Origin of the sequence: Sphingobacterium sp. IITKGP-BTPF85 (assembly GCF_001006065.1) — a bacterium.
Lineage (GTDB): Bacteria > Bacteroidota > Bacteroidia > Sphingobacteriales > Sphingobacteriaceae > Sphingobacterium > Sphingobacterium anhuiense.
In genome coordinates, this window is record NZ_ASZT02000071.1 from 1 (window position 1) to 26,227 (window position 26,227).

General features: G+C 37.2%; 28 protein-coding genes and 2 pseudogenes. 12 read left to right on the forward strand and 18 right to left on the reverse strand.

All coding sequences use genetic code 11. From position 1 onward, the window contains the following. From L950_RS26575 to L950_RS14435, 5 genes and pseudogenes are all read right to left on the reverse strand, one after another. Positions 1-364 (reverse strand): annotated as a pseudogene (locus L950_RS26575) (TonB-dependent receptor); the annotation flags it as partial. After that, the gene (locus L950_RS14425) at positions 310-1,704 is read right to left on the reverse strand and encodes a TonB-dependent receptor plug domain-containing protein (protein ID WP_084825453.1); all 1,395 of its coding nucleotides are present in this window, start codon (positions 1,702-1,704) and stop codon (positions 310-312) included. The gene L950_RS14425 and the pseudogene L950_RS26575, both read right to left, overlap by 55 nt. Positions 1,705-1,826: 122 nt before the next feature. After that, positions 1,827-2,219: an enolase C-terminal domain-like protein gene (locus L950_RS36605; protein WP_021187758.1), complete on the reverse strand. Its 393-nt coding sequence runs from the start codon at positions 2,217-2,219 to the stop codon at positions 1,827-1,829. Continuing rightward, positions 2,183-2,881, reverse strand: a complete 699-nt coding sequence (locus L950_RS14430) for a hypothetical protein (protein ID WP_052764414.1) — start codon at positions 2,879-2,881, stop codon at positions 2,183-2,185. The genes L950_RS36605 and L950_RS14430 overlap by 37 nt, the downstream gene beginning before the upstream one ends. Before the next feature lie 15 nt (positions 2,882-2,896). Beyond that, positions 2,897-4,123, reverse strand: a complete 1,227-nt coding sequence (locus L950_RS14435) for a C40 family peptidase (protein ID WP_021187759.1) — start codon at positions 4,121-4,123, stop codon at positions 2,897-2,899. A 182-nt stretch (positions 4,124-4,305) separates the two neighbouring features. Between L950_RS14435 and L950_RS14440 the strand changes: the two genes are divergently transcribed. Next, entirely contained in the window at positions 4,306-5,331 is a 1,026-nt protein-coding gene (locus L950_RS14440) for an isoaspartyl peptidase/L-asparaginase family protein (protein WP_021187760.1), read from the forward strand. A gap of 163 nt (positions 5,332-5,494) precedes the next feature. Then, positions 5,495-5,902, forward strand: a complete 408-nt coding sequence (msrA, locus tag L950_RS14445; RefSeq protein WP_021187761.1) for a peptide-methionine (S)-S-oxide reductase MsrA — start codon at positions 5,495-5,497, stop codon at positions 5,900-5,902. Between the two features lie 190 nt (positions 5,903-6,092). Here the strand turns inward: msrA and L950_RS14450 are convergent. Beyond that, positions 6,093-8,790, reverse strand: a pseudogene (locus L950_RS14450) (DNA gyrase/topoisomerase IV subunit A). Positions 8,791-8,965: 175 nt separating this feature from the next. Beyond that, positions 8,966-9,505, reverse strand: coding sequence for a GNAT family N-acetyltransferase (locus L950_RS14455; RefSeq protein ID WP_021187762.1), 540 nt, complete (start codon positions 9,503-9,505; stop codon positions 8,966-8,968). Between the two features lie 69 nt (positions 9,506-9,574). Between L950_RS14455 and L950_RS14460 the strand changes: the two genes are divergently transcribed. Both L950_RS14460 and L950_RS14465 read left to right on the forward strand, forming a co-directional pair. Then, complete coding sequence (locus L950_RS14460; protein ID WP_021187763.1) at positions 9,575-9,886, forward strand: hypothetical protein; 312 nt, start codon at positions 9,575-9,577, stop codon at positions 9,884-9,886. After that, entirely contained in the window at positions 9,859-10,284 is a 426-nt protein-coding gene (locus L950_RS14465) for a sterol desaturase family protein (RefSeq protein WP_021187764.1), read from the forward strand. The genes L950_RS14460 and L950_RS14465 overlap by 28 nt, the downstream gene beginning before the upstream one ends. A gap of 136 nt (positions 10,285-10,420) precedes the next feature. Here the strand turns inward: L950_RS14465 and L950_RS14470 are convergent, their stop codons facing one another. From L950_RS14470 to L950_RS36625, 5 genes are all read right to left on the reverse strand, one after another. After that, positions 10,421-11,434 carry an AI-2E family transporter gene (locus tag L950_RS14470; RefSeq protein ID WP_021187765.1) on the reverse strand — a complete coding sequence of 338 codons (1,014 nt, stop codon included), beginning with the start codon at positions 11,432-11,434 and terminating at the stop codon, positions 10,421-10,423. Positions 11,435-11,661: 227 nt separating this feature from the next. After that, the gene (locus L950_RS36610; RefSeq protein ID WP_316930648.1) at positions 11,662-12,252 is read right to left on the reverse strand and encodes an MFS transporter; all 591 of its coding nucleotides are present in this window, start codon (positions 12,250-12,252) and stop codon (positions 11,662-11,664) included. Beyond that, on the reverse strand, positions 12,192-12,758 hold the full coding sequence (locus tag L950_RS36615) for an MFS transporter (protein ID WP_316930649.1): 567 nt from the start codon (positions 12,756-12,758) through the stop codon (positions 12,192-12,194). The genes L950_RS36610 and L950_RS36615 overlap by 61 nt, the downstream gene beginning before the upstream one ends. A 143-nt stretch (positions 12,759-12,901) precedes the next feature. Next, positions 12,902-13,324, reverse strand: coding sequence for an RNA methyltransferase (locus L950_RS36620; RefSeq protein WP_316930650.1), 423 nt, complete (start codon positions 13,322-13,324; stop codon positions 12,902-12,904). Between the two features lie 35 nt (positions 13,325-13,359). Beyond that, entirely contained in the window at positions 13,360-13,650 is a 291-nt protein-coding gene (locus tag L950_RS36625) for an RNA methyltransferase substrate-binding domain-containing protein (protein ID WP_316930651.1), read from the reverse strand. A 6-nt stretch (positions 13,651-13,656) separates the two neighbouring features. Between L950_RS36625 and L950_RS33350 the strand changes: the two genes are divergently transcribed. The 3 genes from L950_RS33350 to L950_RS33360 are packed head-to-tail and all read left to right on the forward strand — an operon-like array spanning position 13,657 to position 15,999. After that, positions 13,657-14,784 carry a POTRA domain-containing protein gene (locus L950_RS33350; RefSeq protein ID WP_231577288.1) on the forward strand — a complete coding sequence of 376 codons (1,128 nt, stop codon included), beginning with the start codon at positions 13,657-13,659 and terminating at the stop codon, positions 14,782-14,784. Continuing rightward, complete coding sequence (locus L950_RS33355; RefSeq protein WP_231577289.1) at positions 14,775-15,548, forward strand: hypothetical protein; 774 nt, start codon at positions 14,775-14,777, stop codon at positions 15,546-15,548. The genes L950_RS33350 and L950_RS33355 overlap by 10 nt, the downstream gene beginning before the upstream one ends. Beyond that, complete coding sequence (locus L950_RS33360) at positions 15,529-15,999, forward strand: BamA/TamA family outer membrane protein (RefSeq protein WP_231577290.1); 471 nt, start codon at positions 15,529-15,531, stop codon at positions 15,997-15,999. The genes L950_RS33355 and L950_RS33360 overlap by 20 nt, the downstream gene beginning before the upstream one ends. A gap of 13 nt (positions 16,000-16,012) precedes the next feature. Here L950_RS33360 and L950_RS14490 read toward each other — a convergent pair whose 3' ends face one another. Then, on the reverse strand, positions 16,013-16,522 hold the full coding sequence (locus L950_RS14490; RefSeq protein WP_021187766.1) for a hypothetical protein: 510 nt from the start codon (positions 16,520-16,522) through the stop codon (positions 16,013-16,015). A gap of 308 nt (positions 16,523-16,830) precedes the next feature. Between L950_RS14490 and L950_RS14495 the strand changes: the two genes are divergently transcribed. Then, positions 16,831-17,088, forward strand: a complete 258-nt coding sequence (locus L950_RS14495; protein ID WP_021187767.1) for a hypothetical protein — start codon at positions 16,831-16,833, stop codon at positions 17,086-17,088. A gap of 250 nt (positions 17,089-17,338) precedes the next feature. Here the strand turns inward: L950_RS14495 and L950_RS14500 are convergent, their stop codons facing one another. The 4 genes from L950_RS14500 to L950_RS14515 all read right to left on the reverse strand — a co-directional run bounded on the left by L950_RS14500 (position 17,339) and on the right by L950_RS14515 (position 21,780). Further along, positions 17,339-17,752 (reverse strand): hypothetical protein, encoded by a 414-nt coding sequence (locus L950_RS14500; protein ID WP_021187768.1) that lies wholly within the window; start codon positions 17,750-17,752, stop codon positions 17,339-17,341. Between the two features lie 45 nt (positions 17,753-17,797). Continuing rightward, on the reverse strand, positions 17,798-19,282 hold the full coding sequence (locus L950_RS14505) for a M28 family metallopeptidase (RefSeq protein WP_021187769.1): 1,485 nt from the start codon (positions 19,280-19,282) through the stop codon (positions 17,798-17,800). A gap of 147 nt (positions 19,283-19,429) precedes the next feature. After that, positions 19,430-20,068: a SprT-like domain-containing protein gene (locus L950_RS14510; RefSeq protein WP_021187770.1), complete on the reverse strand. Its 639-nt coding sequence runs from the start codon at positions 20,066-20,068 to the stop codon at positions 19,430-19,432. A gap of 101 nt (positions 20,069-20,169) precedes the next feature. Next, positions 20,170-21,780, reverse strand: a complete 1,611-nt coding sequence (locus L950_RS14515; protein ID WP_021187771.1) for a DUF4139 domain-containing protein — start codon at positions 21,778-21,780, stop codon at positions 20,170-20,172. Positions 21,781-22,139: 359 nt separating this feature from the next. Here L950_RS14515 and L950_RS14520 point away from each other — a divergent pair, with 359 nt between their 5' ends. The 4 genes from L950_RS14520 (at position 22,140) to L950_RS36640 (ending at position 25,197) form a co-directional block, all read left to right on the forward strand. After that, positions 22,140-22,979, forward strand: coding sequence for an alkaline phosphatase family protein (locus L950_RS14520; protein WP_197086441.1), 840 nt, complete (start codon positions 22,140-22,142; stop codon positions 22,977-22,979). A gap of 550 nt (positions 22,980-23,529) precedes the next feature. Next, entirely contained in the window at positions 23,530-23,679 is a 150-nt protein-coding gene (locus tag L950_RS36630) for an AAA family ATPase (RefSeq protein ID WP_316930652.1), read from the forward strand. A gap of 164 nt (positions 23,680-23,843) precedes the next feature. Continuing rightward, positions 23,844-24,356: a hypothetical protein gene (locus tag L950_RS36635; protein WP_316930653.1), complete on the forward strand. Its 513-nt coding sequence runs from the start codon at positions 23,844-23,846 to the stop codon at positions 24,354-24,356. Continuing rightward, a complete protein-coding gene (locus tag L950_RS36640; RefSeq protein ID WP_316930654.1) occupies positions 24,259-25,197 on the forward strand; it encodes a hypothetical protein in 939 nt (312 codons plus the stop codon). The genes L950_RS36635 and L950_RS36640 overlap by 98 nt, the downstream gene beginning before the upstream one ends. A 202-nt stretch (positions 25,198-25,399) precedes the next feature. Here L950_RS36640 and L950_RS14530 read toward each other — a convergent pair whose 3' ends face one another. Continuing rightward, positions 25,400-25,876 (reverse strand): helix-turn-helix domain-containing protein, encoded by a 477-nt coding sequence (locus L950_RS14530; protein WP_021187772.1) that lies wholly within the window; start codon positions 25,874-25,876, stop codon positions 25,400-25,402. Positions 25,877-26,227: the final 351 nt, after the last annotated feature.

Below are 26,227 nucleotides of genomic sequence, written 5' to 3' on the forward strand. Positions count from 1 at the left end.
TTTCAGCTTCAAAACCAGCTAATAAAGAGACATTATGGAGACCAAAAGTTTTATTATAATTCGCTGTAGTCGATGAAACTAGTTTTTGAATGTTCGAAGTGACTTCAGTGACGACACCATTTGTAGAAGAACCATTATAATGTTTCGCACTGTAGTAAATATGATCCTTAGATTCTGTCTCATCATATGAAAAGATCGTTTTAATTGTTAATTCAGGAAGTAGTCTTAAGGTCAATGATTCAACAGCAGATATCTTACTAGTTTTAGAACTGTTCTCCCATTCCTTATTATAATAAAGCGGATTATAAGCTAAACTGCCATAGCGTGCTGTCCATTCATTGCCAGTCTTATAGTCTGTAGCCAATACAGAGGCCAAAGTAGATTTCGAGTTTGTAATAAATAGTTACTTCCGGTATTTCGGGTATCATTCATACCAACCAATTTTGATTTAGCAATATTGATATTCGACCCAAACTCTAAGTATTTACCAATTTTTTGATTAAGGTTCACTCGTCCACTGATGCGGTCATAATCATTTAAAATGACGCGACTTTTATCCTGTGTATAAGAAAGCGAAGTATAATAGTTCGTGTTATCTGTTCCCCCGCTAACGGATAGATCATTTGTGTTGAAAATACCTGTTCTGAATAAAGCGTCATTCCAATCATAATATTTACCCTCCCGATTTTCGATACCATCGGTTAAACCTGTAATGTTGACTTTTTCAAACATCGATGTTCCACTGGTCGAAAAATCATAACCATGTATACCAAATTTAGTTTTGAAGCGATCTATCACCCATTTATTTGCTGCAGCTTCGTTAAGTCCACCGGCAATACGAGAATCATAGAGTACACTGTACAACATGTCAATTTGATCTTGCACAGAAGCTGTTTCGTTGTTATCACTTGCCCAACTTGGACTGATACCTAAAGATGATTTTAAATTAATTTTAGGGGCTCCATTTTTCCCTTTTTTAGTTGTGATGATGATCACACCATTTGCTGCTCGAGAACCATACAAAGAAGAAGCTGCGGCGTCTTTCAGTACGGTTATTGTCTCGATATCAGACGGGTTTAGTGAACTCATCACGTTATTTGAATTGACCAAATAATCGTTCATCTGTCCGGTAGATCCCGATACAACGGGTACGCCATCGATCACATATAATGGCTCATTTGAAGCATTCATGGATCCGATACCTCGGATACGGATTGCCGGAGTAGAACCAGCCTGTCCAGAACTAGTACTCACTTGTAATCCTGGAACACGACCTGTTAACGCGTTTTGAAACGAAGTGACGGGTTGTTTATCAATAGCATCATTTTTTACCACCGCAGCAGAACCGGTGTAGGTACTCTTTTTAGCCGTACCATAAGCGACTACCATAACCTCATCCAGTGCATTCTCTTCTTTCTGTAAGGTTATTGTTAGTGTTTTTCGGCCATTTAGTTTGATTTCTTGTTTCTGATAACCGACAGCACTGATGATGACTGTTGCATCGTGATTCGCATTGATCGTAAATAATCCACTGGAATTTGTGGATGTTGCGGTATTTGTTCCTTTGACCGAGATCGTCACATCTGGAATGGCAGCGCCATTTCCATCTGAAACTTTCCCCGCAACCTGGATTTGTTGCGCATGTACGACCTGCAGAGTCCCGCAAGCCATCGTACATAACGAGGTAAGTAAAATTTTATTCATAAGAGTATTGGTTAGTTGTTGCTTTTAATAGATGATCTATTTATACCCGTAAGGTACAAGATAAGAATAAGATCATGATATTTTTTCTGAAAATTCATGATCTTATGAAAATTTAATGTGTTTTATTCTGCTAGGATACCTATCCCTGGACGATCTGGTAAGATACATTGTCCGTCAATGACTTTCATGCCATCATAAATATCATTTCCGATAAGAAGTGCACCATCCAGATCTGCCCAATCTACCAAAGGAGCCAACTGAGCCGCGGCAGATATGGCACAAGAAGTTTCAGTCATACATCCGATCATTACTTTCATTTTTAATGACTGCGCTAACTCTGCCATCCTTTTTGCTTCACGCATTCCAGTGCATTTCATCAGTTTGATATTAATGCCCGAATAAACACCCTGTAATGCAGAAACATCACTCAATCTCTGGCATGCTTCATCGGCAATAGTCGGTATGGGGCTATGTGCTGTTAACCAGGCATTATCATCGATCTGTTCTTTTGGCATCGGCTGTTCCAAAAAACTACGCCTCTTTCAGCGAGCCAATGTGACATTTCAAGTGCTTGTTCCTTTGTTTTCCATCCTTGATTCACATCCGCACACAATGGACGATCCGTGCATTGACGAATAGTATCGATAATCATTTTATCCGTTTCGAGGCCCAACTTTACTTTTAGAATTTTAAACTGATCCGCTTCCATCACTTTTTTACGAATCACTTCTTCTGTATCGATACCAATGGTATAGGAAGTAGAAGGTATTAGTGCTGGATTTAATCCCCAAATTTTATAAAATGGCTGTCCCAGTATTTTTCCTATTAAATCATGAAGAGCAATATCAACTGATGCTTTTGCAGCCGTGTTTTTAGCACTTATTTGATCCACGTAAGCCAATAACTCCTCCGTTTGAAAAGGAGAGTTGAATCCGGATAGGTCGATTTTGTTTAGAAAATTGATAACGCTTTCCTGCGATTCTCCTAGATATGGAGGCATACTTGCCTCTCCGTAACCAATAATGCCGTCATATTCCAATTGTGTCAGTACAACCGGAGTAGTCGTTCTGCTGAAAGATGCAACAGTAAAGACATAACGCATTTCTAAAGTGTAAGGCTTATATCTCAGTTTGAAAGCCCCAAAATCTTTAGTAATCCAGTCTGAATGTATACTCATGATCGTTGTTATCTTTTATTTGATGCTATAATAAGGGTTATTTTGTACTTTCTGTATTTGTGGATCGTTTGATCCCAAATATCTTTTTGCAGCAACAACAGTGCGTGTCTGAAAATCATCGTAATTTGCAGCATCTTTCAACATACTATTGATTCGTACAGATCCCGCTGCATGAATAAATGTTCCGTTACCGATGTAAAGTGCTACATGCGTAACACGGGCATTGGGATTCGTGTTTTTACCAGCAGCAAAAAACAAAAGATCAGCAGGTTTTAAATTTTTAAGCGCTTTTTCTGGATCAAAGTGACCTTCAGCATCCAGGATATCCACAGATTCACCTGCTAATACCTGTTGAGAAGCATCACGCGGTATAACATAACCGTTCATGAAGTAAGCTGTCTTTGTAAAGCCGCTGCAATCTACTCCCTTTACAGAAGTACCCCCCCAAAGGTAAGGAAGTCCGAGCATAGATTTGGCACTCGAGATCAAGTTGTCAGCTGTAGGATTGCGTGAATCAACCCATTTTTTTAGCGATAAAGCTTCTTCTTTTTTGATGTATGCTTTCCTTTTATCTGGATAGGAAACTTCGAAATAGTTATTTTTCTCACCCGTCAGCACCAGAATATCACCATATACAAGATCCGATACACGTTGGCTTTGCGCATGCGGTTCGGAAAGTGATTTTCCAAATTCAGCGGTATAGATTATTTTAGGCTGACTGTTCCATTGTGCCGCCTCTTCCTTTGTCATCGCTGTAACCGAAGAAGTCGGTAACCAGGCAATGTAGCCTTCCGGAGTACGGATGCGGTATTCACCATGATCCTTTTGTAAGAGATCAACTTGTGTTCCCATTAATACCTGACTCGCCATTTCAGCCGCATTATCAGGCTTAGTTCTCATATTTCCGACAGATAAATGTACGATACCGATCAGTTTATTGCCTAAGTTTTGTTCGGGCAATAAGTTAATGGCTACCGTTGCCGGAATATTTTTAAATTGTTGCTCGAAAGCTGTTTTGGCGGCTGGTTCTGTCGTTTCTATCAGATAGTCATTTTTGACAACATCTGTTTTTGAGAAGGCAAATAGCTTTGTACGCTTATCAGGAGCATATGCTTTTCTTACGGTTTCTTGCAGTTCTTTAACCTGAAGATAAACAGTGGAATCTAACGCTTGTGAAAAGGCATGGTTGATTGTAAAAAAGCCTGCACAGGTAAGAATAGCATATTTTAGTTTATTTGTCATGCTGATTAGTTTGGTTTTTAAAGATAGTCTAAATTGTATGTTTTCACAAGAAATGTTGACGATTTGTGAATTAATGATCGATTCTTTTGCATAAATACGAATGCGGAGCCCTGGCAGAATTAAAAAATTCTTAAAAAGAAAAATGCAATTGTGTATACTTGTATTGCTAAATCGATTAAAATATGAGTTCAAGACGCCAATTTATTAGACAAGGTATTATTGGAGCAACAGCTATAGGTACTGTAGAGACGTTATCAAGTTTTTCAATTCCGCAAAAACGGTCGGGAATGAAACCGATCGTTATTTCGACTTGGGACTTTGGTATCGCGGCAAATCAGGCGGCATGGGAAGTGCTAAAAAAAGGCGGAAAAGCAATTGATGCCGTAGAGCAGGGAGTGCGTGTACCGGAAGCTGATTTAAAAAATATGACAGTAGGAAAAGGTGGATATCCAGATCGCGATGGTATCGTTACCTTAGATGCCTGTATCATGGATTCAGAAGGAAACTGTGGTTCCGTAGCGGCCTTAGAGCATATCGCACATCCAATTTCTGTAGCTCGTCTGGTAATGGATAAAACACCACATGTGATGCTTGCAGGAGATGGTGCATTGCAGTTTGCGCTGGAGAATGGTTTTGAAAAAGAAGACCTGCTTACCCCAGAAGGAGAAAAAGCATGGAAAGAATGGTTAAAAGAAAAGAAATATAAACCGGTTATGAATATTGAGAACAAGTCATTCGCGGTCGAGCGTTTGCCAGGTAATCAGTATAATCATGATACAATAGGTATGCTTGCATTGGATGCTCAAGGAAATCTATCTGGTGCATGTACAACAAGCGGTATGGCTTTTAAGATGCATGGCCGGGTAGGAGATAGCCCGATTATCGGAGCTGGACTTTATGTAGACAATGAAGTAGGCGGGGCCACTTCTACAGGAGTAGGAGAAGAAGTTATTCGTACGGTAGGTAGCTTTTTAGTAGTCGAACTGATGCGTCAGGGATATTCACCGGAAGATGCCTGCAAGGAAGCTGTAAAACGTATTGTTAAGAAGAAACCTAATATTGCAAAAGATATTCAGGTAGGATTTTTAGCGTTGAATAAAAAAGGTGAATATGGATCTTATGCTTTGCAAAAAGGATTCTCATACGCTGTATGTCATAACGAAAAGCAGGATTTACTGATTCCAGGTTCTTATTATTACAAAGCTTAGATTTTAGAAATCAGTAAACTGTTATGACTCTTTTTTTGTCATTTAATTTCTAAGTTTCCTCAATTATTTATTTTTTGATGGTGGAGGAGAGATCGATAAATTTGAAAGTTTGTAATTTTACTAAACAAATTTATCTAAGTTTGAATATAAAATATATTAAAATATGAAAGCAACATTTGGAGGCGGCTGTTTTTGGTGTACGGAAGTTATTTTTCAAAATTCTGAAGGTGTAAAATCCGTTTTACCAGGATATATGGGCGGGCTGAATGATAATCCTACCTATGAGCAGGTATGTACAGGTACGACAGAACATGTTGAAGTGGTACAGATTGAATACGATGAAGATCTTGTTAATTACGAAGAGTTATTGAAGATCTTCTTTAAAACGCATAACCCAACGACGTTAAACCGTCAAGGTAATGATGTCGGTACGCAATATAGATCGGTCGTATTTTTCCACGATGAGGAACAGGAAATACTCGCTAAGAATTTTATTGATGAGTTAGATAGTGAGGATGTTTTTGAAGATCCTATTGTGACTACTGTAGAGCCAGCGGTTACTTTTGGGTAGCAGAAAACTATCATCACAATTATTTTAATACGCATCCTGAAAATCCTTTCTGTTCTGTTGTTATTGCACCAAAACTTCAAAAATTCATCAAAGAGTTTAAAGATTAAAAGATACTAGAACATAAAAAAACCGCTTAATAGCGGTTTTTTTTATGTTCTAATATAGCTGTAAAGTTATTTGCTTCTAAGCTTTAAAATAACTCAATCTGTCCGCCATTATCCGTTTGGATATCGTCAGGATTTGTTATTTCCAATTTAATATCACTTTGGCTATTCGTTGCTTCAGCTGTCTTTTCCGTTTCCTCACCAGATTCAGAAGTTTCAGTAGGAGCTGTCACCTCTTCCTTAGCATTCACGGCCAGATCAATTTCATCAGTAGTCAGTTTAACACTCTTCACCGTATGAAAGGATAGGCGGTTACCTTGCGCTTTCAAACCTTTGACATCAATGATCTCATTCAAAGGTTGATCTAAACTCTCCTCTGTCTGCGATTTTCCTTTCAGCACTTCCAGGTGTACCACAGGGGCTGTACTGTTTGTCAGCACGATAAGTTTTGAACCCGGTTCATCATTAATAAATGATACACTTTTACCGACAGGAATATCATCAAATTTAAATCGCTTCACATAGTAGGTGCCCGATTTACCATCTTGATGGATTGCAGTATAGACATGATCAGGGAAGTATTTCTCGATGCGAATCATCTTATCATCGAAATAATTGCTCAGATCAAAATTAGACAGCTCGTAAGTACCGTCCGACATGACGATCAAAATTTTGTCGTCACCATCAAACTCTCCTAAATATTGACCTCTTTCATCAGCATTTAGACGTTTTGTTATTTTATCAAACCAGATCTTACGGCCAGCTAAGGTAGAAACCCCGGCGCTTTTGAATGTGATCTTTTTAACCGGATATTTCGAAACAATATTTCCTTGAGATGCACGGCCTTTAATAGCAATCTCAGCAAAATTCATATCAAAATTAAGCTTTCTCAATTTCGTATGCGGTTTCAGCTGAATATTGACAATCTCCGCCTCTCCATTCGGATTTGCAGTGAAGTAAGTTACTTTAGAACCCTTTGATCCTTTGCTGATGTCATATTCTTTATCACGTGTTACACCGACAACAGCAACGTTTGATGAAACTTGTACCCGTGTCTCCTTCTTTATAGATGGCATTGTAAATTGTTCGCTCATCACCTTTTTTAAATACAGCGACATGGATGATATCTTTTCCGACAAATACTTTGTCCTGAATTTTGGTAACGACATATTTACCATCCGCACGGAAAACAATGATGTCATCGATGTCCGAACAGTCGCACACAAACTCGTCTTTCTTCATGCCCGAACCGATGAAACCCTCTTCGCGGTTGACATACAGTTTTGCATTGGCCAAAGCTACCTGTGTAGCCTCCACACGATCAAAAGCTCTTAATTCAGTTTTACGTTCACGACCTTTACCATATTTATCACGCAATCTTTCATACCATGCAATGGCATAATCAGTCAAGTGTTTAAGATGGCGTTTAACATTCTTGATTTCATCCTCTAGTGAAGCCATATGATCATCCGCTTTCTTAACATCAAAGCGCGTGATGCTACTCATCGGTTTATCGATCAATCGCTTATAATCTTCAGGGACAATAGGACGGTAGAACTGGGAGAAGAACGGTTCGAAAAGACCATTTAGTACTTCAACAACCGTATCAAAATCTCCAGCATTTTCGTACTGAGGATGCTTATACATACCCTCTTGAATGAAGATTTTCAGTAAACTGCTGAAGAATATCTTCTCTAAGAGATCATGTAATTTGATTTCAAGTTCTTGTTTTAATAAGTTTTTTGTATTGATGGTGTTTTCAATCAAGATATCATTAACACTCAAAAAGTGCGGTTTATCTTCTTTGATCACACAGGTATTTGGTGAAATGGAAACCTCACAGGCTGTGAAAGCAAATAAAGCATCAATCGTAACATCAGGAGATATTCCCGGAGCTAGATGCACTATAATCTCCACAAACTCTGCCGTATTATCTTCGATTTTCTTGATTTTGATTTTCCCCTTATCATTCGCTGCAACAACGCTGTCTATTAATCCACCAGTAGTTGTTCCAAAAGGTATTTCAGTAATCGCTAACGTTTTCTTATCACGCTCCTCAATTTTTGCACGGACACGGATCTTGCCACCGCGTTGACCCTCATTATAAGCTGAGCAATCTGCCATTCCTCCCGTTGGAAAATCAGGAAGGATATGTGGTCTTTCGCCATTCAAAACCTGGATGGAACCATCAATTAACTCCAGGAAGTTATGAGGCATAATTTTAGTAGCCAAACCTACAGCAATACCTTCGGCACCCTGAGCCAGCAATAGCGGGAATTTGACAGGTAACGTAACCGGTTCTTTATTACGGCCGTCATAACTCAATTGCCAGTTTGTTGTTTCTGGATTGAAGACAACATCCAGAGCAAACTTCGATAGACGTCCTTCGATATAACGAGGAGCAGCAGAAGCATCTCCGGTAATAGGATCACCCCAGTTCCCCTGACAGTCAATCAGTAGATTTTTTTGACCGATCTGAACCATAGCATCACCGATTGAAGCATCACCATGAGGATGATATTTCATCGTGTTACCGATCACATTTGCGGCTTTGTTATATCTTCCGTCATCCATCTCTTTCAATGAATGCAGGATACGTCGTTGTACAGGTTTAAAACCATCATTGATATGAGGTACAGCGCGATCTAAAATAACATAAGATGCATAGTCCAAAAACCAGTTTTCATACAAACCCGAAAGTGGAATTGTTTTACTGTTATTTGTCTGTCCGTTATTTAATTCTTCTTGATTATCGTCTGCAGGATAGTTTGTTTCTTCACTCATGTAATCAATAATATGGTGTTTTTATTCTAATTTGCTGCAAGAAAGCATCGTTTTTTGCAAGCGTAAAAATACGAAAAGCATTTCGTTTTATCCAAAGGATATACAAATAGATTTACATTGAAAATTTCAACATTCAAAAGTGGCATTCTAAATTCAGAAAAGATGCATTCAGGTCTTATTTAGCATCTTCAACCCGATCATACCAATAACAGTCCATGTCCCAGATGGTAAACTTAAAAGTATCCGTAATCTTAAATCCAGCCTTTTCCAATACATTTCGCGAACCTTGATTATCGACATGCGTAATGGCATGGAGAGGTATATGCGTCATGTTTTCATAGTAAAAGGCAATACAGGCCAATGCCGCTTCTGTGGCATAACCTTTACCCCAGGACTCTTTACGGTAGCGATAGCCAAAGTCTAGAAAATTGACCCGATCATTCATCGGTTCGTCGATAAATTTAAATCCGGTCCAGCCTATAAATTGATTTGTTGCTTTTTCAATAACAGCAACACGTCCTGTACCGTATGCTTCATATTGCTGCAGCAAACTAAGAATATAATCTTTTGCCTCTTCACTTGATTTTAAAGGAGATTTGTTTAAATAAAGATGAACTTCCGGTTGTGAATCCATCGCATAGAATTCTTCAACATCATCTAAAGTTATCGGACGAATAAGTAGTCTCTCCGTTTCGAGTGTAGGTACGTATTTCATGAAAATATTATTTAAAGTAAAGTTAATAGAAATTAATTATCTTCAACTATTTAAAGGATAGTGAAGAAAATGGATACAATGGGAGGAGAAATTGTTGATTACTTACATCAGGCAGATTTTTCGGTAGTCGTACAACTAGCATTTCTAGGGAATTTTCTGCTATTTTTCTTATCCATTACATTTTATGCTGTGGCGCACTATCTGTATAACAGCAAGCAGGAGTTGGTTGAGCGTCATCCCATATTGAAAGCAGATATTGGAAATGCAATTTTAAATATCTCCCTTAATGCGGTTGTTGCCATTGCGGGCATTTATATGTTAAGAATTGGATGGATTAAAATAGTTGATCTAGATTGGAAGGTATTTCCAATCAAATTTTAGGCGTTTTGTTTCTTGTGGATTTTTTGATGTTTATACTGCACTGGCTTGTTCACAAATCCATTTTATATCGTTATTTTCATTACAGGCACCATACCTTCGAACGTACAAATGCATTGAGTCTCTTTGTGATGCATCCACTAGAAAATGTGATGTTCGGAGCTATTCTGATCATCACCTTTATGTTAATTCCCTGCGATATTTTTACAGTTGGTTTTTATCTAGGATTCAATCTCTTGTGGGGAATATTAGGACATATTGGGTTTAATCTGTTAGAGTTTAAAAATCGATGGATCACCAATGGTCTTTTTCATATGAATCATCATCATGATATTCATGTCAATTTTGGTTTTTATACCTCAATCTGGGATAGACTCTTCAAAACTCATCGGGAATCCTGAAACCAGGAATACACTTAATTCAGCAATGTCAACCATTAAAAATCCGGTTGCAATAAATGATCATATAAAACAATTCGTCCAAGAATCATCTTTCAGATCCTTGGACGAATTGTTTTATCACTTAGTAAAAGAGTGTTTACAGTTTTTTATCAGTACTGTTTGTATCATCCTGCGAAGCCGATTCCACAACAGTTGGTGTAAGAAACTTTTTAGGTTTCCGTACGATTCCCCATTTTTGAAGCAGTTCCTGTGTTGCATTTCGTTTGAGATGCTCTTTTTCAGGCTCACCGATTAAATATCCGAAAGGCTCCATGCTAGGGATCGCATCAAAAATCACCTTTAAGGTTGCGAACATCGGTAGCGCTAGAATTAATCCTGCTAAACCAAAAATCATTCCGCCCAGTAGAATAGCAATAATGGCCATCAGGGGATTGATACTTACTTTGCTGCCGACGATATTAGGAGTAATGATATTACCTTCTAAAAATTGAACCACCTGGAACCAGGCAATCACACCGACCGCATATAAAGCGCTATCTTTTGTCGCCAAAGCAAACAAAGCCGGTAAGATTGAGCCAATAGCGATACCGATATAAGGCAATAACATGAGCAAAGAAGCCATAGAGCCGAAAAACCAGGCGTATTGAATACCCATCAACATGAGACCTACTGTATTCAGCACAGCGACAATTCCCATCACCATTACAAGCCCCAAACAATAACTTTGTACCACCTCATAGATTTTGCTCAGTACAGCATGAATTTTCTTGTTATCGGTATTTTTAAATGCTTTAAAGAAAAACTCTTTAAAAAAATCACGGTAGTAAAGGAGAAAGAAAATAAAGATAGGAACTAAGATAACACCTGCTAATGTACTTCCGATTGAACCAAAAGCTGTTGACATATAGCCACCCACATTTTCTAAAGCATTATTTCCTTGCTCTTTCATCTTTTGAATCACCTCACTTCGCTCTAATCCGAATTGAGATTGAATCCAGTTCTGTATCGATTCTACAGCAGCCAATACTTTTTCCTGAATCGCTACAGCATCTTTTCCAATGATAATACTTTGATGTACAATAAACCATATTAAAGTGCTGATAATTAAGATGCAATAATAACAGCCATGATAGAGCGGCCGCCTTCCCAAATCTCAATTTATTTTCAAAAAAAGATGCAATCGGGTAGAGCGTCATTGAAAGAATGATCGCAAAAAGTAACGGTACGATAACACTTTGAGTAACATATAAAAATCCGATGATTAATGCTAGGGCAAACAAACTTGAGGCAAGCTCAACTGAATACGGTTTTTTTCCTGATTTACTTTCCATATATGACTGCTAACAAATAAAGGGTTAATCTTAATTGAGAATACAATTAAGCTTTTTTCTTTCTATAGCTAAATCCTTGCCAAAAAAACATATACAGTAAAGCGATACCTAAAAACAAAGCGTTAAAATACATCACTTGCGGTATCCGGGTGATAATATCCTGATAGTACATCCCTGCAAATAAGGCACCTAAACCAATACCTGCCTCCATCGATATGTACATCGTCGCTACCGCACGTCCACGTTGATTATGCTTACCAAGGTCTATAGTCCAGGCATTGATCGCAGGAGATAAGATTCCTGTACCGATACCGTATATACTTGCACCTAACATCAGCTTGTTAAAGGAATCTCCCTGTCCGATGAGGAACAATGAAATACCAACAATGAGTAAACCGATCATAATTACTTTGGTACGTCCATATTTATCCGATGCTTTTCCAGATATGAAGCGGATCAAAATTGATGCAATCGTATATGCAGCAAAGAATATCCCTTTGTTGCTCAGGTTGAGGTGATCACTCCAATCGGGGATTAATGTCAATATGGCTCCGAATGCGGAGTAAGATAGAAACGTTACAATTCCCGCTGGCAATACACCGATATCAATGATGTCGGTACGCGAGATTTTGAACATGGATAAATTGAGCTTTTCTTTTTTGCAAGTGTTTCCTTCATATTCATAACAATAACAATAGAAAGAAGTGCAAAAAGAGATGAGCTATAGAACATGATATTGATACCAAAGTATTGAAAAATTGCACTACCGATAGCGGGACCTACTGCACCGCCAATTGCAAAACAGAGACCATGCATCCCCAAAGCCTCACCCCAGCGTTCGCGGGGAATAATATCAGCAACATAAGCTGAAGTAGCAGTAGGTTTGAAACCTGTCGAAAAACCATGAATCAATCTCAAAAGAAGAAAACCGGAGACCGTGGTGAGTATCGGATACAGAAAACCACATAAAAAACAAACAATAGATCCGATGGCCATAACCGGTACGCGTCCCCATCGATCGGTCAATTTGCCACTGAAAGGACGTGAGATACCAGCTGTTAAAGTAAATAGAGCTATGATGAGACCTTTATGTTCAGCACCTCCCATTTGACTCAGGTAGTTCGGAAGTTCTGGAATAATCATATTGAAACTTGCAGAGAAAAGTAACGAACTCAGACAGAGAAGGGCAAATTGTAATGTATATATGGATTTATTTTCAGTCATGGTAAACGGACTCTTGTTTGTGTAAAAATGAATCGCCTTCTTTTTGAAGAGAAGGCGATGTCTTATAATTTTTTTGTTCGCGCTATTTCCGAACAAAAGATCGTGGTTGCTACAGCCACATTTAAAGATTCTGCCTCACCGATCCTCGGAATCGTGACAGGTTTGTCGACCAATTTGATTAGTTCATCCGAAATGCCATTTCCCTCATTTCCCAAAACAAGGAGACCTTCATCTCTCCAGTCGGTTTCGTAAATACTATTGCCGTTGAGTAAAGCACCAAAAACAGGTAATTTAGCGTCTTGAATAAAAGCCTTTAAATCGAGATAATGGATCTCGATACGTGAAAGAGAACCCATTGTAGCCTGGACGACTTTAGGGTTATAAGCATCGACAGTACCGATCGAACAAATGATCCGTTGAAAACCAAACCATTCGGCTGTGCGGATAATGGTGCCGAGATTTCCAGGATCCTGGATGTCGTCCAATAGTAAGGTATGCTGTCCTTTGAAATCTTTTATGGCTAATGCTTCTGTTTCGGTATATGTACCAGAGCCAGTATACCCTGAGGAGATTTTAAGCTGCTGATTTTTTGAAATTCGTTTTCAGTCAGCACATAAGATTTTATTTTTCCCGATATTTTACCCACTTTTGCGAGTACATCTTCTGTATAAAATAAGCTGTCAACTTGATAAGAGGAAGATAGAAATTCGATAACAGATTTTATTCCTTCGACAATAAAAAGACCATGTTGTTTGCGAAACTTTTTATTTTGAAGTGATGATATTAGAGTAATTTGTGCTTTTGACAACATTTTTTAATGATAAATAATCAACGCCTTTTAGCTTTTACAAGTATAACGCTTTTGTTGCTAATTTTCACATCTTGCCGTACAGCACGTTTCTTAAATGAGGACCAAGCTTTGGTAGATCATGTGGATATCCATGGCGTAAAACCTGAACTCAAAGAAACAACCTCACTCTATATCTCGAATGAGATTAAGGTCAATTCGCGGGTTAACTTATTTATCTATAATCTTTTTAATACAAAAGATGGAAAATATAAGAAACGAAATATCAGAAATGTCGGTGAAGCCCCCCATTTATTAGATTCTGGTTTAGTTGATTTATCTGCGACACAGATAAAAAGATTTTTATTTACAAAAGGTTATTTTGGTGCTAGCGTAACACCTGAAATAGCAGTTAAGAAGAAAAGAGCGACCATTCATTTTAATGTTACTCAGGGCGATCCCTACTACATGAGCAAAATTACGTACAACTTTGCAGATCCTATAGTTGCCGACCTTTATAAAAAAGAAGTAAAACCAGCTACAGTTATCAAAGAAGGAGATCAATATGATGCGGTAAACCTGATCACAGAAAGAGAAAAATTGTATATGGCTATGCGTGATCATGGCTATTTTGATTATATCCGTCAATACATGCGTGTTGCTGTAGATTCGATGTCAAAGAAAAATCAGTTAAATTTAGAAGTGCAGGTTGAAAATCCAAGTGATTCAACAAAACATCAGGCATATACCATCGATAATATCTTTGTTACTATTCGAAATTTTGGAACTGCAAAGAAAGAAATTAAACAGACATTTGACAGCATCAACAAGATCCATTTCACAGACGAAACAAATAATTTTCGTCTGAAACCATTGACCAGATATATGTATATCAAATCTGGGAATCCCTACAATCTGACGAAAGAAAATCTTTCTTACGATCGTTTGTACGAAATGAATGGATTTCGGAGTGTTAAAATTCATTATCAAAAGACAGATTCAAACAAATTGGATGCATTCTATGAGATGGTACCTCGTCCGTTGATGGGAAATCAGATTGAAGGTGAATTTACACTGAGTTCAGGTATGAGCGGTTTTAATATCGGAAATACATTTTCACATCGTAATATCTTTGGCGGAGCGAACTATTGGAAGTAAAATTACGTTATGGTATTTTGTTTGACCCTAGACTTAGTGGTAGCATTTCTAACAAAATCTTTAATAATGATATTCAGATCGGTGTAAATCTGATTGTCCCACGTATGATGACACCTTTTCCTGTTAGCAATACCGCACAGTATGGTTTAGCCAAAACGACTTTTTCGACGAGCTTACAAATCTTCAATCAGGATGCCACCTATTCAAACCGTTACTTTATCAATACATTAAATTACTCCTGGCACGAATCTGCAAATAAATTCCACAGCTTTACGCCAATTGTGTTAGAATATAGACAAGGACGTTTAAATGATAATTTTGCTCAGAACCTGATAGATCAGGGGTACTTATTATATGTACGAAGTAATAACCGCGAGTATTTTGGTCTGGGATCCCAGTACGCATTCACTTATAACGCCAAGAAGCTGACCAAGAAGGAAAATTTTAATTATTTCAAAGGCTCAGTAGATTTAAGTGGTAATATTTTAGATCTTGTAAGCCGGGTAGTTAAGTTTGACCGGACGGCGGATGGCGAAAAAAAGGTTCTTGGAGTACCTTATTTGCAGTATGCCAAAACGGAATTAGACTATCGTCTTTATCGTAATCTAGGGGGCAATAGACAATTTGTTTTTAGAATCAATCCAGGTATTGCTATTCCTTATGGAAACAATTCGACGCTCATGATTTTCGAAAAGCTTTTACGGTGGCGGAATGAATGGCATGCGTGCCTGGCAAGCTCGGACATTGGGTCCCGGAAATTATAATCGCGAAAGTGTCAATGAAGACTTACGGTTGAACCTTCGGAACTTAGATCAATTGGGGGAAATCAAAATTGAAGGAAATGCTGAATATCGTTTCCGCATATTAAATAGCGTATTAGGAGCTAAGATGAATGGTGCTACCTTCGTTGACTTTGGAAATGTCTGGCGATTAAAAGAAAATGAATTAAATCCAGGCGGAGAGTTTAAGTTTAATAAATTTTTAAGTCAGATTGCAATAGGAACAGGTTTTGGACTTCGTTTTGATTCCGACTATTTTATTATCCGATTGGATGCAGGACTTAAAGTTAAAGATCCGCAATTCTCAGGAAGCGATCAATGGGTGTTAAAGCATTTTTTCGATTCCAAAGAATTTAAGGATCAGTATTACCAGACACACAGGCCTGACCGTTATAATTTTATTCAGTATAACTTTGGTATTGGATTACCTTTTTAGAAAATCAAATTTTTTAAACTTGCAAAATAGACTCTATAATAGACGAGATATTTAGGCCCTGCGAGTGATTGAAGAAAAAGAAACATACCGCCAGTACAATTGCCGTTAATAATAGTTTCTTAAATGCATAAGCAATAAGTAAGATCACTGCCGGGATAATGAGAAACATAAGTCCGCTGATCGCAAATGCTGACAATCCTTTGTCAGATTTATAGATATAAAATAGTCGACCTTTTGATCTGTCTTGATTCTTATGTTTGAAGAATACAAATGTTGAGGATTCAATTTTATCATTTGGAACCCCAATTCCATCGTGGAACTGTAAGTCCTGGGTAAACCCATTAATGCTAAACTTATACGTACCGTTGATACGTTCATTTGTCTTCTCTGCTGAATCTACAGCTATAATGGCAAGTTTCCCATTGCCTGATAAATTTTCTTTTACTATAAAATTCTCTATTTTTTGCATTTGTGCATGCCCCAAAAATGGAATTAACAGCAGGAGAAACAATAGTTTTTTCATTATTAAATTTGTTTTTAACGGTTATGAAGCGATCATGATCTGCACTTAGTGATCTGTAAGATCATGATGGTTTCATTATATAATTTGTTTTTTATCAATAATGAAGCAATCATAAATCCAGTATTCTTCAAGATTTGAACTGATTTAGTTCATGATGTTTCATTAAAAATTGTTTGCGTTGCAATTTTAGACATTTTCTATCTCTTTATAAAATAGATAGCCTTAATAATTCAATAAATGTTTTTGTTATTTTATTTCCGAAACAATGAATAATTTGTACCTTTGTCTTGTAAAAAAATTAAATCGAAATGGCAGAAACAGTACAACATAGAGAACCAAAAAAGACTGATAATAACGCAAATCAAACTCATTATTACAAGACTTTAACAATAGCTATCGTTTTGGGTCTTATAGGAGTATTCATTAGATTTGTACCAGATGTTTGCACAAACTTTGATCAACATGTATCGATGTTTTCAGCAATAGCTAATATTAGCCTTGTAGTAGCATCTCTTATCGCTTTTAGAACAGTTTTTGGAATTTTAGGATTCGGAAAAAATAAATAAGTCTTTATAAAAATATAGTAAACGTCAATTCTTTCGAATTGACGTTTTTTTTACGCTGTTTTTCTTTGAATTGCCTTGGTACGGTTCTATCTAGATGACAGTTAACCCCCTTTTGGAGGTTAAGATATAACAAAGCATAGGGTTAAAAGTTTTAAATATTTACTTACCCGCGCCAAGATAAAATGTCGAAAAATACGCTGTTTCCCGTAAGAGAAACAGCGTATTTTTTTATAGTACGAATAGCAATTAATTATGCAAATAATGACCAAGTTCCCCAAGGAATACGTGCTAAGATTAAGATTAATCCAAGAATGTAAAAAATCAAAACAGTTTTGTTAGCTTGTTTGGCATCAGTCAATTTTTTAGCTTTTATATAACCAATAGAAATTAACACAATCGCGATAATCATCGTAAGCGGATGCTCGATAATTTTAAAACGCATCGTAGGGTCTTTCATAATAGAACCTGAGATCATGGATGGGTATTTTAATACGAAGAATAAAATCAATCCAATTAATAATTGCAAGTGAGAGGCGATAAAACCTAACAGCGCAATTTTTCTATTATACGGTTTGTTACCTGAGAAGTTTACAAAGGTAATGATGATTGAAACAATCAGAGCTAACAATAAGATAATTGCTAATGTCGAGTGTAAGTGTAACATAATTTCTTCTTTAATTAATTCTTTGAATACAAAAGTATAAAATAACTAACGCTTTTCGCCTATTTCTTTAAATTCAGATTTTTCTTTCCATTTCGGGAAAGTCGCTTCTTGACTTAAGGTATAACCAATATCAAAAAATAGTCGAATATCGGCTAACATACCTTCAAAATTCCACTCCGGAATCACTTCATCGTTGACAGCATGATAACGGCCCTCTAATGCTTTTTTTCGTTTTTCAATAATGAACCGATCTTTTTCCAGATAATCGTTTCCACTACCAGCATAAAATGCAGGAACACCAACCTTCGCAAAATTGAAATGATCAGAACGATAGAAGCCTCCGGATCCAGGATTGCCCTCTGATTTCGTATAGCGGTCAAATTTGAGAGCAGAACGTTCGGCATAGTCATCCATATCCGATTGCCCTTTCCCAACAATAGATACATCTTTGGTAGCACCCGCAGCACTGAAGGCATCCATATTGATATTAGCAACTGTTTTATTTAAAGGGTAAATCGGATTTCTAACATAATAATCCGATCCCAGTAATCCGTCTTCTTCCGAAGTCACAGCAAGAAATACAATGGAACGTTCGGGAGCTTTTTTAGCGGCTTTAAAAGCTTTTGCAATCTCAAATAGTGCCGCTACCCCAGCAGCATTATCAATGGCACCATTATAGATTGAGTCTCCATTGACTGCTTCGCCAATGCCGAGATGATCCCAATGTGCGGTGTAGATAATATTTTCATCTTTACGGCTTTTACCTTCAAGTCTGGCGATGACATTATTTGACTTTGATCTTTTTATTTTATTGCTGACCTCAAAATTTGTTGTTATTCCCAAAGGAACTGCTTTGAAGCCTTTTTTCTTCGCTTTTTCCATTAGTGAGTCATCATAACCTGCTAGTTTAAAAAGCTTGGATGTACTTTCTGTCGATAACCATCCTTCCACTTGTGCATATTTATGAGGGTCTCCCACATTATCTAAGTCCATCTGTGGCGCATTTCCCCAGCCTGTACGGATCACATTCCAACCGTAACTAGCTGCCTTTGTCTGATGGATTATCATAACGCCTGCGGCACCTTGACGTGCTGCTTCTTCATATTTGTATGTCCATCTTCCATAATAGGTCATTGTATCGCCTTTAAATAAAGACTTATCATAATGTCCGGGATCATTGACCATGACAACGACAGTCTTTCCCTTTACATCAAGATCTTGATAATCATTCCACTGATATTCCGGAGCAACGATACCAAATCCTACAAAAACGAGCTCTGTATTTTTCAATTCCACATGATCCTGCAGACGACGGCTTGTTACCACATAATCTGTAAGATTATTTAGTGAGAGTTCGTCTTGCGAAGATTTTAAAGATAGGCTTACATTGGGAGTGGAGGTAATCTCTACCATCGGAACTTCCTGAAAGTAACTGTTGCCATTACCTGGTTTTAGTCCTAGTGCTTTAAATTGAGCCGCGATATAGTTGGTCGCCAAAGTATCCCCCTTTGTAAAGGGTTTTCTACCCATAAATCATCCGATGAAAGTTTGAGGATGGTGCTCTTATAGCTTTTTTCGGTAATGCTGCTGAGAGCTTTTTGATCGAGGGTATTTTGCTTCGTTTGCGCTGATACAAGATGCGGCATACCCATGCATGCTATACCTAACGCTATGTATTTAAATTGTTTTTTCATGTTGATGTGTTGTTTCAATAGGATAAATCTCCGCAATAGGATGGAAAAGATAAATTTTGTTACTGCTCAATTCTACGCATTTGTAGCGCTTTCTCACTTTTTCCTGCTTTTGAAATACCCGGCCATTCTGTAATTTGAAATGACTTTTTTCAGGTAACATTTCAACAGTTAATACCTGATCGGCATGTTTGTCAAATTTTTTAAGGGTACGAAAAAGATGAAGATCAGTACAACTGGATGCTGCCGGATTTGCTAAATATTGCGCTACAGCCGTGGCAATTTCAGCAGGAAAAATCTGAAGCCCTAAAAATGGATTCATTAAATTTTGAAAATTAGACTTCCATTCACTACCATGCGGCTTCACAGCATGTTTATGCTGTTGCCAAGTCTGCAGATGTGCAAACTCATGAATGGTGGTGATCAAGAAGGAATAGGGGTTGAGATCATGATTCACCGAAATGCGATGGCCAGCCGTACGAAAAGGTGCACGATAATCACCAAGTTTTGTACTTCGGGTTTTAGATATTTTGAATAAACAGCCCGTATCATTGATCCATCTGGAGATAATGGGAGCAGCCTCTTCGGGCATAAATCTTTTCAATGTAGCACTATAATCCTGCATAACACAAACATAACTTTTTTTATTATTATAGCACTTATGCAAAAAGAAATTAAAAAATAAAAGCCGCACTATCACTAGTGCGGCTTAAAAAAAAGAATACTTTAATAAATGTTTACCTGTTTATCTTTTGGGTATTTTAAACTATAGCCAAATCGGATCTTTTTACTAGCGCCAGCAGGTACTGTGACATTCCATTTCAGTATACCGGTCTCTTTTGTTAATTCGGCGCCGTCTTGATCATCGACTGTGATTTCCATCGATTTGTCTGTCGAAATTGGTATCTGGTCCTGTAGGTCGAGTGTTACACTGCTCTTCTTATTATTTTTTATAGTGATCTCATATACCAGGCTTTGCTTTTTGCTTCCACCCAATATCTTGGTTTGAGATAGATCATTCACCTTGTCACGCTTTATGCTGATCATCTTGTCTCTCCCCATGCTCATTTTGAGCGTATCGGTAGACATATTTGGATCAATAAAGGTCTTGCCAACCAGCATATTTTCGAACATGACATTTGCAATTCCGGGCATCAGATTTAGTTTTTCGTAATCTGTTAATTCCGCCATGAGATAAACGCTAGGATCTAAGCGAGGTATCGCTACATAATTGTAATTTGCCGGATGCTTGTATTCTTTTAACGATACACTATGTGGCTTGCCGTTGGATGCAATATCGTATGGGATAGTAATATCAAATGTCGTATTCAGCTGATTTTCGTTTTGCTGTGTATAAGCATTGATACCATTTGTTCCCCGAATGCGGATATTTTTTTTGTCACTTATGGTAACGACCTCATCAAGCACAAGGCCTGAAGCCTTATTTTGCAAAGCTTGAGGAAACGTGGGTTGATTATAATACAGTTGCCAAGGAACTAGCGTTGGCGCTATTCCGTATTGAGACGGAGCACCTGTTGACAAGGTCAGATGAACCTGTTTCCAGTCGATTCCGGTTTCTTGCGTGACATTCGCTTTGTAAATGATTTCCAACGGTGCAGTAGTACTAGCGGATCGTAGATCATATGATGCATTCCAGGATGCCTGTGAAGATGTATACGTAATGTCGAAAGGTTGATTTCCAGCTTGGTTATTGATAACCTGAACAATCAGTTGTCCCCCTGAACCTGTTGTTTGTCCCTGTACCTCTTCTAGCTGGACTTTTGCTCTGTTAACGACATCTTGCTGGCTAACGATTTTATCTTCTAATATGGTAATATTACTTTTTACCTCCAGGTATTTAGTCTTATAATAATCGGCCATTTTAGCAAGTTCAGCAACAGTGGTACTACCATTTGTTCCAGCTATTTTTTGATTGTTTTCCAGTAGTTTTAAGATACTTTCTTCCGTTGCCTTTTGATTTTCAAAAGCTTTTAAAGCGTTAGCCTCCTTTTTGTATAAATTCTCTGCTTGTACAAATGCGTCACTTTTGACATCAGCACCAATATAATTGACAGCTGACCGTACGGACATCACCGTTACGTTAGGAGAGCTTCCGATCTGAATACTGTTTTCATCGATGCCATTTGCAACATGTGTAAATACAAGTTCACTAGTTCCTGTGGGCAGGTTTACGGTAGCATGATGATTCAGTTCAGCCGCATTGGTATACAGCATAACCTCTTTTAAAACCGTCTTAATAATTTTGGGGCTCTGTGCAAATAAACTGCCACTGATGATGATGCTACCAATTGTTAATGAAATCTTTGTTATCTCCATCTTGTTCATTTAGTAATTTATATAAAGATGCGGTAATTAGTTTTATTTCATAAAAATAATTTCGCGCAGGAATAATGTTGCCTCCTGTACCTGGAATAATAGATTGGGAACTGCTACTATGGATACAATATGCTATAGATGAATTTTGTTTTAAAAGAAAGAGTAGGTATTTAATAAAAGGTTGCTTATCAGTAGGTAAACGGTGGTTTAAGAAATTGTAATTTTAGTTTTAATAAACAAAGTTTATGTTTGCTAAACAAAAGATATTTTCTAACTTTAGTTTTACCAATGTAATGGGACCGAATTGTTCTGGTGATGCAGTGAGTGAAATTCTGTTAAAAAATATAATATATAATATCATGAAAATAAGAGTATTAATAGTAGCATTGTTTATACTGGTTTACGTTAATGTAAACGCACAAAGGGTAGTTATAATTGGCCTTGATGGTTTTAGTACTGAAGGGTTCAACGGTTCTAAACACCCTAATATTGATCGGTTATTTGAAAAAGGGCTGATTACGTTGACAAATAGGCCCGTAATGCCATCGATCACATTGCCCAATTGGACAAGTCATTTAACGGGACAGGGACCGGAAGAACACGGTATAACAGCCAACAACTGGACAATGGAAAACCATACATTAAAAGCCATAGAAACAGATGAGCAGGGATATAGTCCGTCTATCTTCAAGGTATTAAAAGATAAAAAAAACAATGCAAAAACAGCATTTTACTACAACTGGGCCGAATTAATCAATCCAATTAACAAAAAATATTTGGATGAAGTCTCCTTTGAGGAAGGGGACAGGTATAAAGATAATTATGCAAAGGCATTGAAATTTATAGAGAAAAATAAAAATGATCCTACTTTAGTCTTTTTGTATAGTGTGCATACAGACCATGCAGGACATGAATATGGATGGATGTCGCCGCAGTATATTACAGCAATTGAAGAGGTGGATGTAGAAATCGGTAATTTCATTGATAAGCTTAAAGAACAAAAGCTTTACGATGACACCTACTTTTTGTTTATTACAGATCATGGCGGTATAAAAAAAGGTCATGGTGGCGTGACTATGAATGAAATGCAGATTCCATGGGCGATTACCGGTCCAAAAATTAAAAATCTAGGGCTTACTGATCAGTTTTTAATAGTAATAAAAATACCTCTTTGGTACTCGCTAAGCTATTTGGCTTGAAGAATATTCCAAAATCCTGGACGGGAATTGCGCCAACTGTGATTTTTAAATAACGATAAGTTTCTGCTTTCGCTAGGCAGAGATCTGAAAGACAGGTATACGAAAATTTATCGTGCCTGTCTTTTTTTATTGAAAATACTTTTACTGATGATACTTGCCGAAGTGTTCTTTTCCCTTTTGTGCTAATACAAATTAACGCGCGCACTTCGTATACATTCGCTTATTTACCTTGTCTCCCTTACATATATTTTTGTACTGCTATATGGTTATATAGGTTTGTTTTTCTTCCACATACCGCTTATTTATACTAATATAAATAGATTTTTAGCTATTTATATTAGTAAATTATCATTTATTGTTTTATCTTAGTGCTGGAAATTTTTATAGTTAGCTCGTTTTCAGTTAGCTTATAAAAAGATAATATTTATTATCTTTCCGATATTAAATAATTCTTGATGGTAACGGAGAGAGCGATATATTCGTTTAAATTTGATAGCGTTCAAGATTAATCTCATATAAATTAAGTCAAAAAATAGACACATAAAAAAATATGCTAGCGAGATTAGATATTAAGAATTACGCATTGATTGACGAATTATCAATTCAATTTGATAAAGGATTGAATATCATCACAGGTGAAACCGGTGCGGGTAAGTCAATTATCATGGGTGCGCTATCCCTTATTTTAGGAAGTAGGTAGAAGGAAAATATTTTTTTAATCAAAATAAGAAATGCAGCATTGAAGGTTTTTTTCAAATTGAAGCATACGATCTGAAAGGTTTTTTTCAGGAACATGATCTGGATTATGAAAATGAAACCATTATTCGTCGTGAAATTAGTGTAGATGGTAAGTCGCGTGCTTTTGTGAACGATTCACCAGTTACCTTAGCTATCCTTAAAAGTTTAGGTGAAAAGTTGATTGATATTCATTCACAGCATGCCACCTTGCAGATCAATACGGAAGAATTTCAGTTTTTGGTCGTGGATAATGTCGCAAAGTCCACTGCTTTAAAAGCGGGTTACCTAACCTCATTTTTGAGGTATAAAAAAGTTAAAAACGAATTAAGAAAGATAAAGGAACAAGCCAAGCAGGCTCATATTGAAGCAGATTTTAATCAATTTCAGTTTGATGAGCTTCATCAAGCATCGCTAACTGCAGATGAGCAGGTAAATTTGGAGGCCGAGCAGCAACAACTTGAGAATGCAGAAGAGATAAAAAGAAGGCTTACTTGGTGCCGTACATATCTTAGAGGAGCAGGAGCAGAACGTAATCTTACAGGTGAAAGAATCTTTAGGTCAGTTAGAGTCTGTCGCTTCTTATCTTACAGCTTTGCCCGATCTGGTCAATCGACTTCGGAGTGTCTGGATAGAGGCTAAGGACATTGCTACAGAAATTGGTTATCTGGAGCAGGGAACAAATTTGGATCAGGACAAATTATTGTTGATCAATGAACGTCTGAGTTTGATTTATAACCTTCAAAAGAAGCATCATGTCGATACAGTTGAAGACTTAATAGCAATCAAAGATGCTTTAGAACAAAAACTACTGGATGTTAATAGTCAGGATGAGCGAATTATTGCCTTAGAGAAAGAGTTGACCGAGACTTATCAGCAGGCTTTGGAAAAAGGAAAAGCATTAACAGAATTGCGGAAAAAAGCTTTACCTCAAATTGAAAAGCATGTCGTTTCAATCTTAGCGGAAGTAGGCATGCCCAATGCCAAACTGGAAGTGAAGCTGGAGGATTTAGCGGAAAATGAACTGAAAGAAAATGGAATGAACAGCATCCAATTTCTATTTTCGGCAAATAAAGGACAGGAATTACAGACAATTCATAAGGTTGCTTCAGGTGGAGAGTTATCGCGTGTTATGCTTGCGATTAAATCTTTGATTGCAAAGAGCTCAGCATTACCGACGATTATTTTTGATGAAATTGACACCGGTATTTCTGGTGAAGTAGCATTGAAAGTTGGGGAAATCATGGAACGCTTGGCTGGGGATATGCAGGTTATTGCGATTTCTCATTTACCTCAGATCGCATCAAAAGGAAGATCTCATTTTAAAGTCTACAAAATTGATGAAGGTGATAAAACAAAATCTAATATTGTGCTTTTAAATCAAGAAGAGCGCATCAAAGAAATCGCTCAGATGTTGAGCGGAATAAAACCGACCTCTGCAGCACTAGCGCATGCTAAGGCCTTGTTAAATATTGTTGATTAGTACGTGTAAGTACTAAAAATGATCTGATTAATCATAGTGGTCTAGTATGTTCAAGATAGATAAAGAGTTAACAACATTATCCTTGATAGAGTGCTTGAATTTTGTACTTCTATAAGTTTTCGGCGTCTCAGCTTATTCAAAGGTATTGCATAAGCTGAGATTGCTCATAAAATATATGATGAGATGTTGAATATTTGATCAATTAACTATTTCTATCCTCTTTCAATTTTTTCACTTCACTGGCCAGATCTAAAACCGCTTTACTTAATGCTGCAATAGATTGTGTTTTGATACGGTCTTCCTCAATGAATTTTTCCAGTAGTGCCAATAATTTGTCGGAACCATCAGAATTGAATGTTGGTTGGGTATGCTGACTATGACTTTGATCTATTGCATGATCATTAAATGTATTCGTGTTATTCTGGATATTATATATTACATTTTCGTCTTTAAACGATTTGACGAAATCTGGTGTTACCCCAAGTGCATCTGCCAATTCTTTTAAAAGAGGTTCGTCAAAAGCAACCATATTTTCAAAATCAGAAATACGTTGTTGAGAGTATTTGCTTCTGCATAATTGCCCAAGGGCCTCTTGTTTAATTCCTTGAATTTCTCTTATCCGTTTTATATTGTGACCGATGTGCATGGTTTCTTTTTTTTCTTCAAAAATAGTGTTCATATGCTATGATTTTGTGGATCGGTACTATACCGGTAAATCGGTAGGATACCATGGAATGATTATGGTTGACAAAGTATAAATTTGATTTAAAATTACGAAAGTTTGTTGGTAAAGACAAAATGTAATGTGTTCCTCTGCAAGAAGAATTATAAACCAAGATTAAACTACTTAGTTCTTTGACATATTGGTATTGATTGGAATAGTTAGTGGGGTAGGACTCACTACGTGATGCATTAGTTAGATAGTTAGAAGGTTAGTAAGTTAAGGGGGGCGAAGGTTACTTTGGCTCTTATTATAAAATAATTGAGTCTTGTAACCTGCCGTACGGGGTGAGGGTTATTGCCACTCACT

Coding starts and splice junctions, on each gene's coding strand:
- L950_RS14425 (WP_084825453.1), bottom strand. CDS start 1,704: ATGAATAAAATTTTACTTACCTCGTTATGTACGATGGCTTGCGGGACT.
- L950_RS36605 (WP_021187758.1), bottom strand. CDS start 2,219: ATGCCAAAAGAACAGATCGATGATAATGCCTGGTTAACAGCACATAGC.
- L950_RS14430 (WP_052764414.1), bottom strand. CDS start 2,881: ATGAGTATACATTCAGACTGGATTACTAAAGATTTTGGGGCTTTCAAA.
- L950_RS14435 (WP_021187759.1), bottom strand. CDS start 4,123: ATGACAAATAAACTAAAATATGCTATTCTTACCTGTGCAGGCTTTTTT.
- L950_RS14440 (WP_021187760.1), top strand. CDS start 4,306: ATGAGTTCAAGACGCCAATTTATTAGACAAGGTATTATTGGAGCAACA.
- msrA (WP_021187761.1), top strand. CDS start 5,495: ATGAAAGCAACATTTGGAGGCGGCTGTTTTTGGTGTACGGAAGTTATT.
- L950_RS14455 (WP_021187762.1), bottom strand. CDS start 9,505: ATGAAATACGTACCTACACTCGAAACGGAGAGACTACTTATTCGTCCG.
- L950_RS14460 (WP_021187763.1), top strand. CDS start 9,575: ATGGATACAATGGGAGGAGAAATTGTTGATTACTTACATCAGGCAGAT.
- L950_RS36610 (WP_316930648.1), bottom strand. CDS start 12,252: ATGTTCAAAATCTCGCGTACCGACATCATTGATATCGGTGTATTGCCA.
- L950_RS36615 (WP_316930649.1), bottom strand. CDS start 12,758: ATGATTATTCCAGAACTTCCGAACTACCTGAGTCAAATGGGAGGTGCT.
- L950_RS36625 (WP_316930651.1), bottom strand. CDS start 13,650: ATGTTGTCAAAAGCACAAATTACTCTAATATCATCACTTCAAAATAAA.
- L950_RS33350 (WP_231577288.1), top strand. CDS start 13,657: ATGATAAATAATCAACGCCTTTTAGCTTTTACAAGTATAACGCTTTTG.
- L950_RS14490 (WP_021187766.1), bottom strand. CDS start 16,522: ATGAAAAAACTATTGTTTCTCCTGCTGTTAATTCCATTTTTGGGGCAT.
- L950_RS14495 (WP_021187767.1), top strand. CDS start 16,831: ATGGCAGAAACAGTACAACATAGAGAACCAAAAAAGACTGATAATAAC.
- L950_RS14500 (WP_021187768.1), bottom strand. CDS start 17,752: ATGTTACACTTACACTCGACATTAGCAATTATCTTATTGTTAGCTCTG.
- L950_RS14505 (WP_021187769.1), bottom strand. CDS start 19,282: ATGGGTAGAAAACCCTTTACAAAGGGGGATACTTTGGCGACCAACTAT.
- L950_RS14510 (WP_021187770.1), bottom strand. CDS start 20,068: ATGCAGGATTATAGTGCTACATTGAAAAGATTTATGCCCGAAGAGGCT.
- L950_RS14515 (WP_021187771.1), bottom strand. CDS start 21,780: ATGGAGATAACAAAGATTTCATTAACAATTGGTAGCATCATCATCAGT.
- L950_RS14520 (WP_197086441.1), top strand. CDS start 22,140: ATGAAAATAAGAGTATTAATAGTAGCATTGTTTATACTGGTTTACGTT.
- L950_RS36630 (WP_316930652.1), top strand. CDS start 23,530: ATGCTAGCGAGATTAGATATTAAGAATTACGCATTGATTGACGAATTA.
- L950_RS14530 (WP_021187772.1), bottom strand. CDS start 25,876: ATGAACACTATTTTTGAAGAAAAAAAAGAAACCATGCACATCGGTCAC.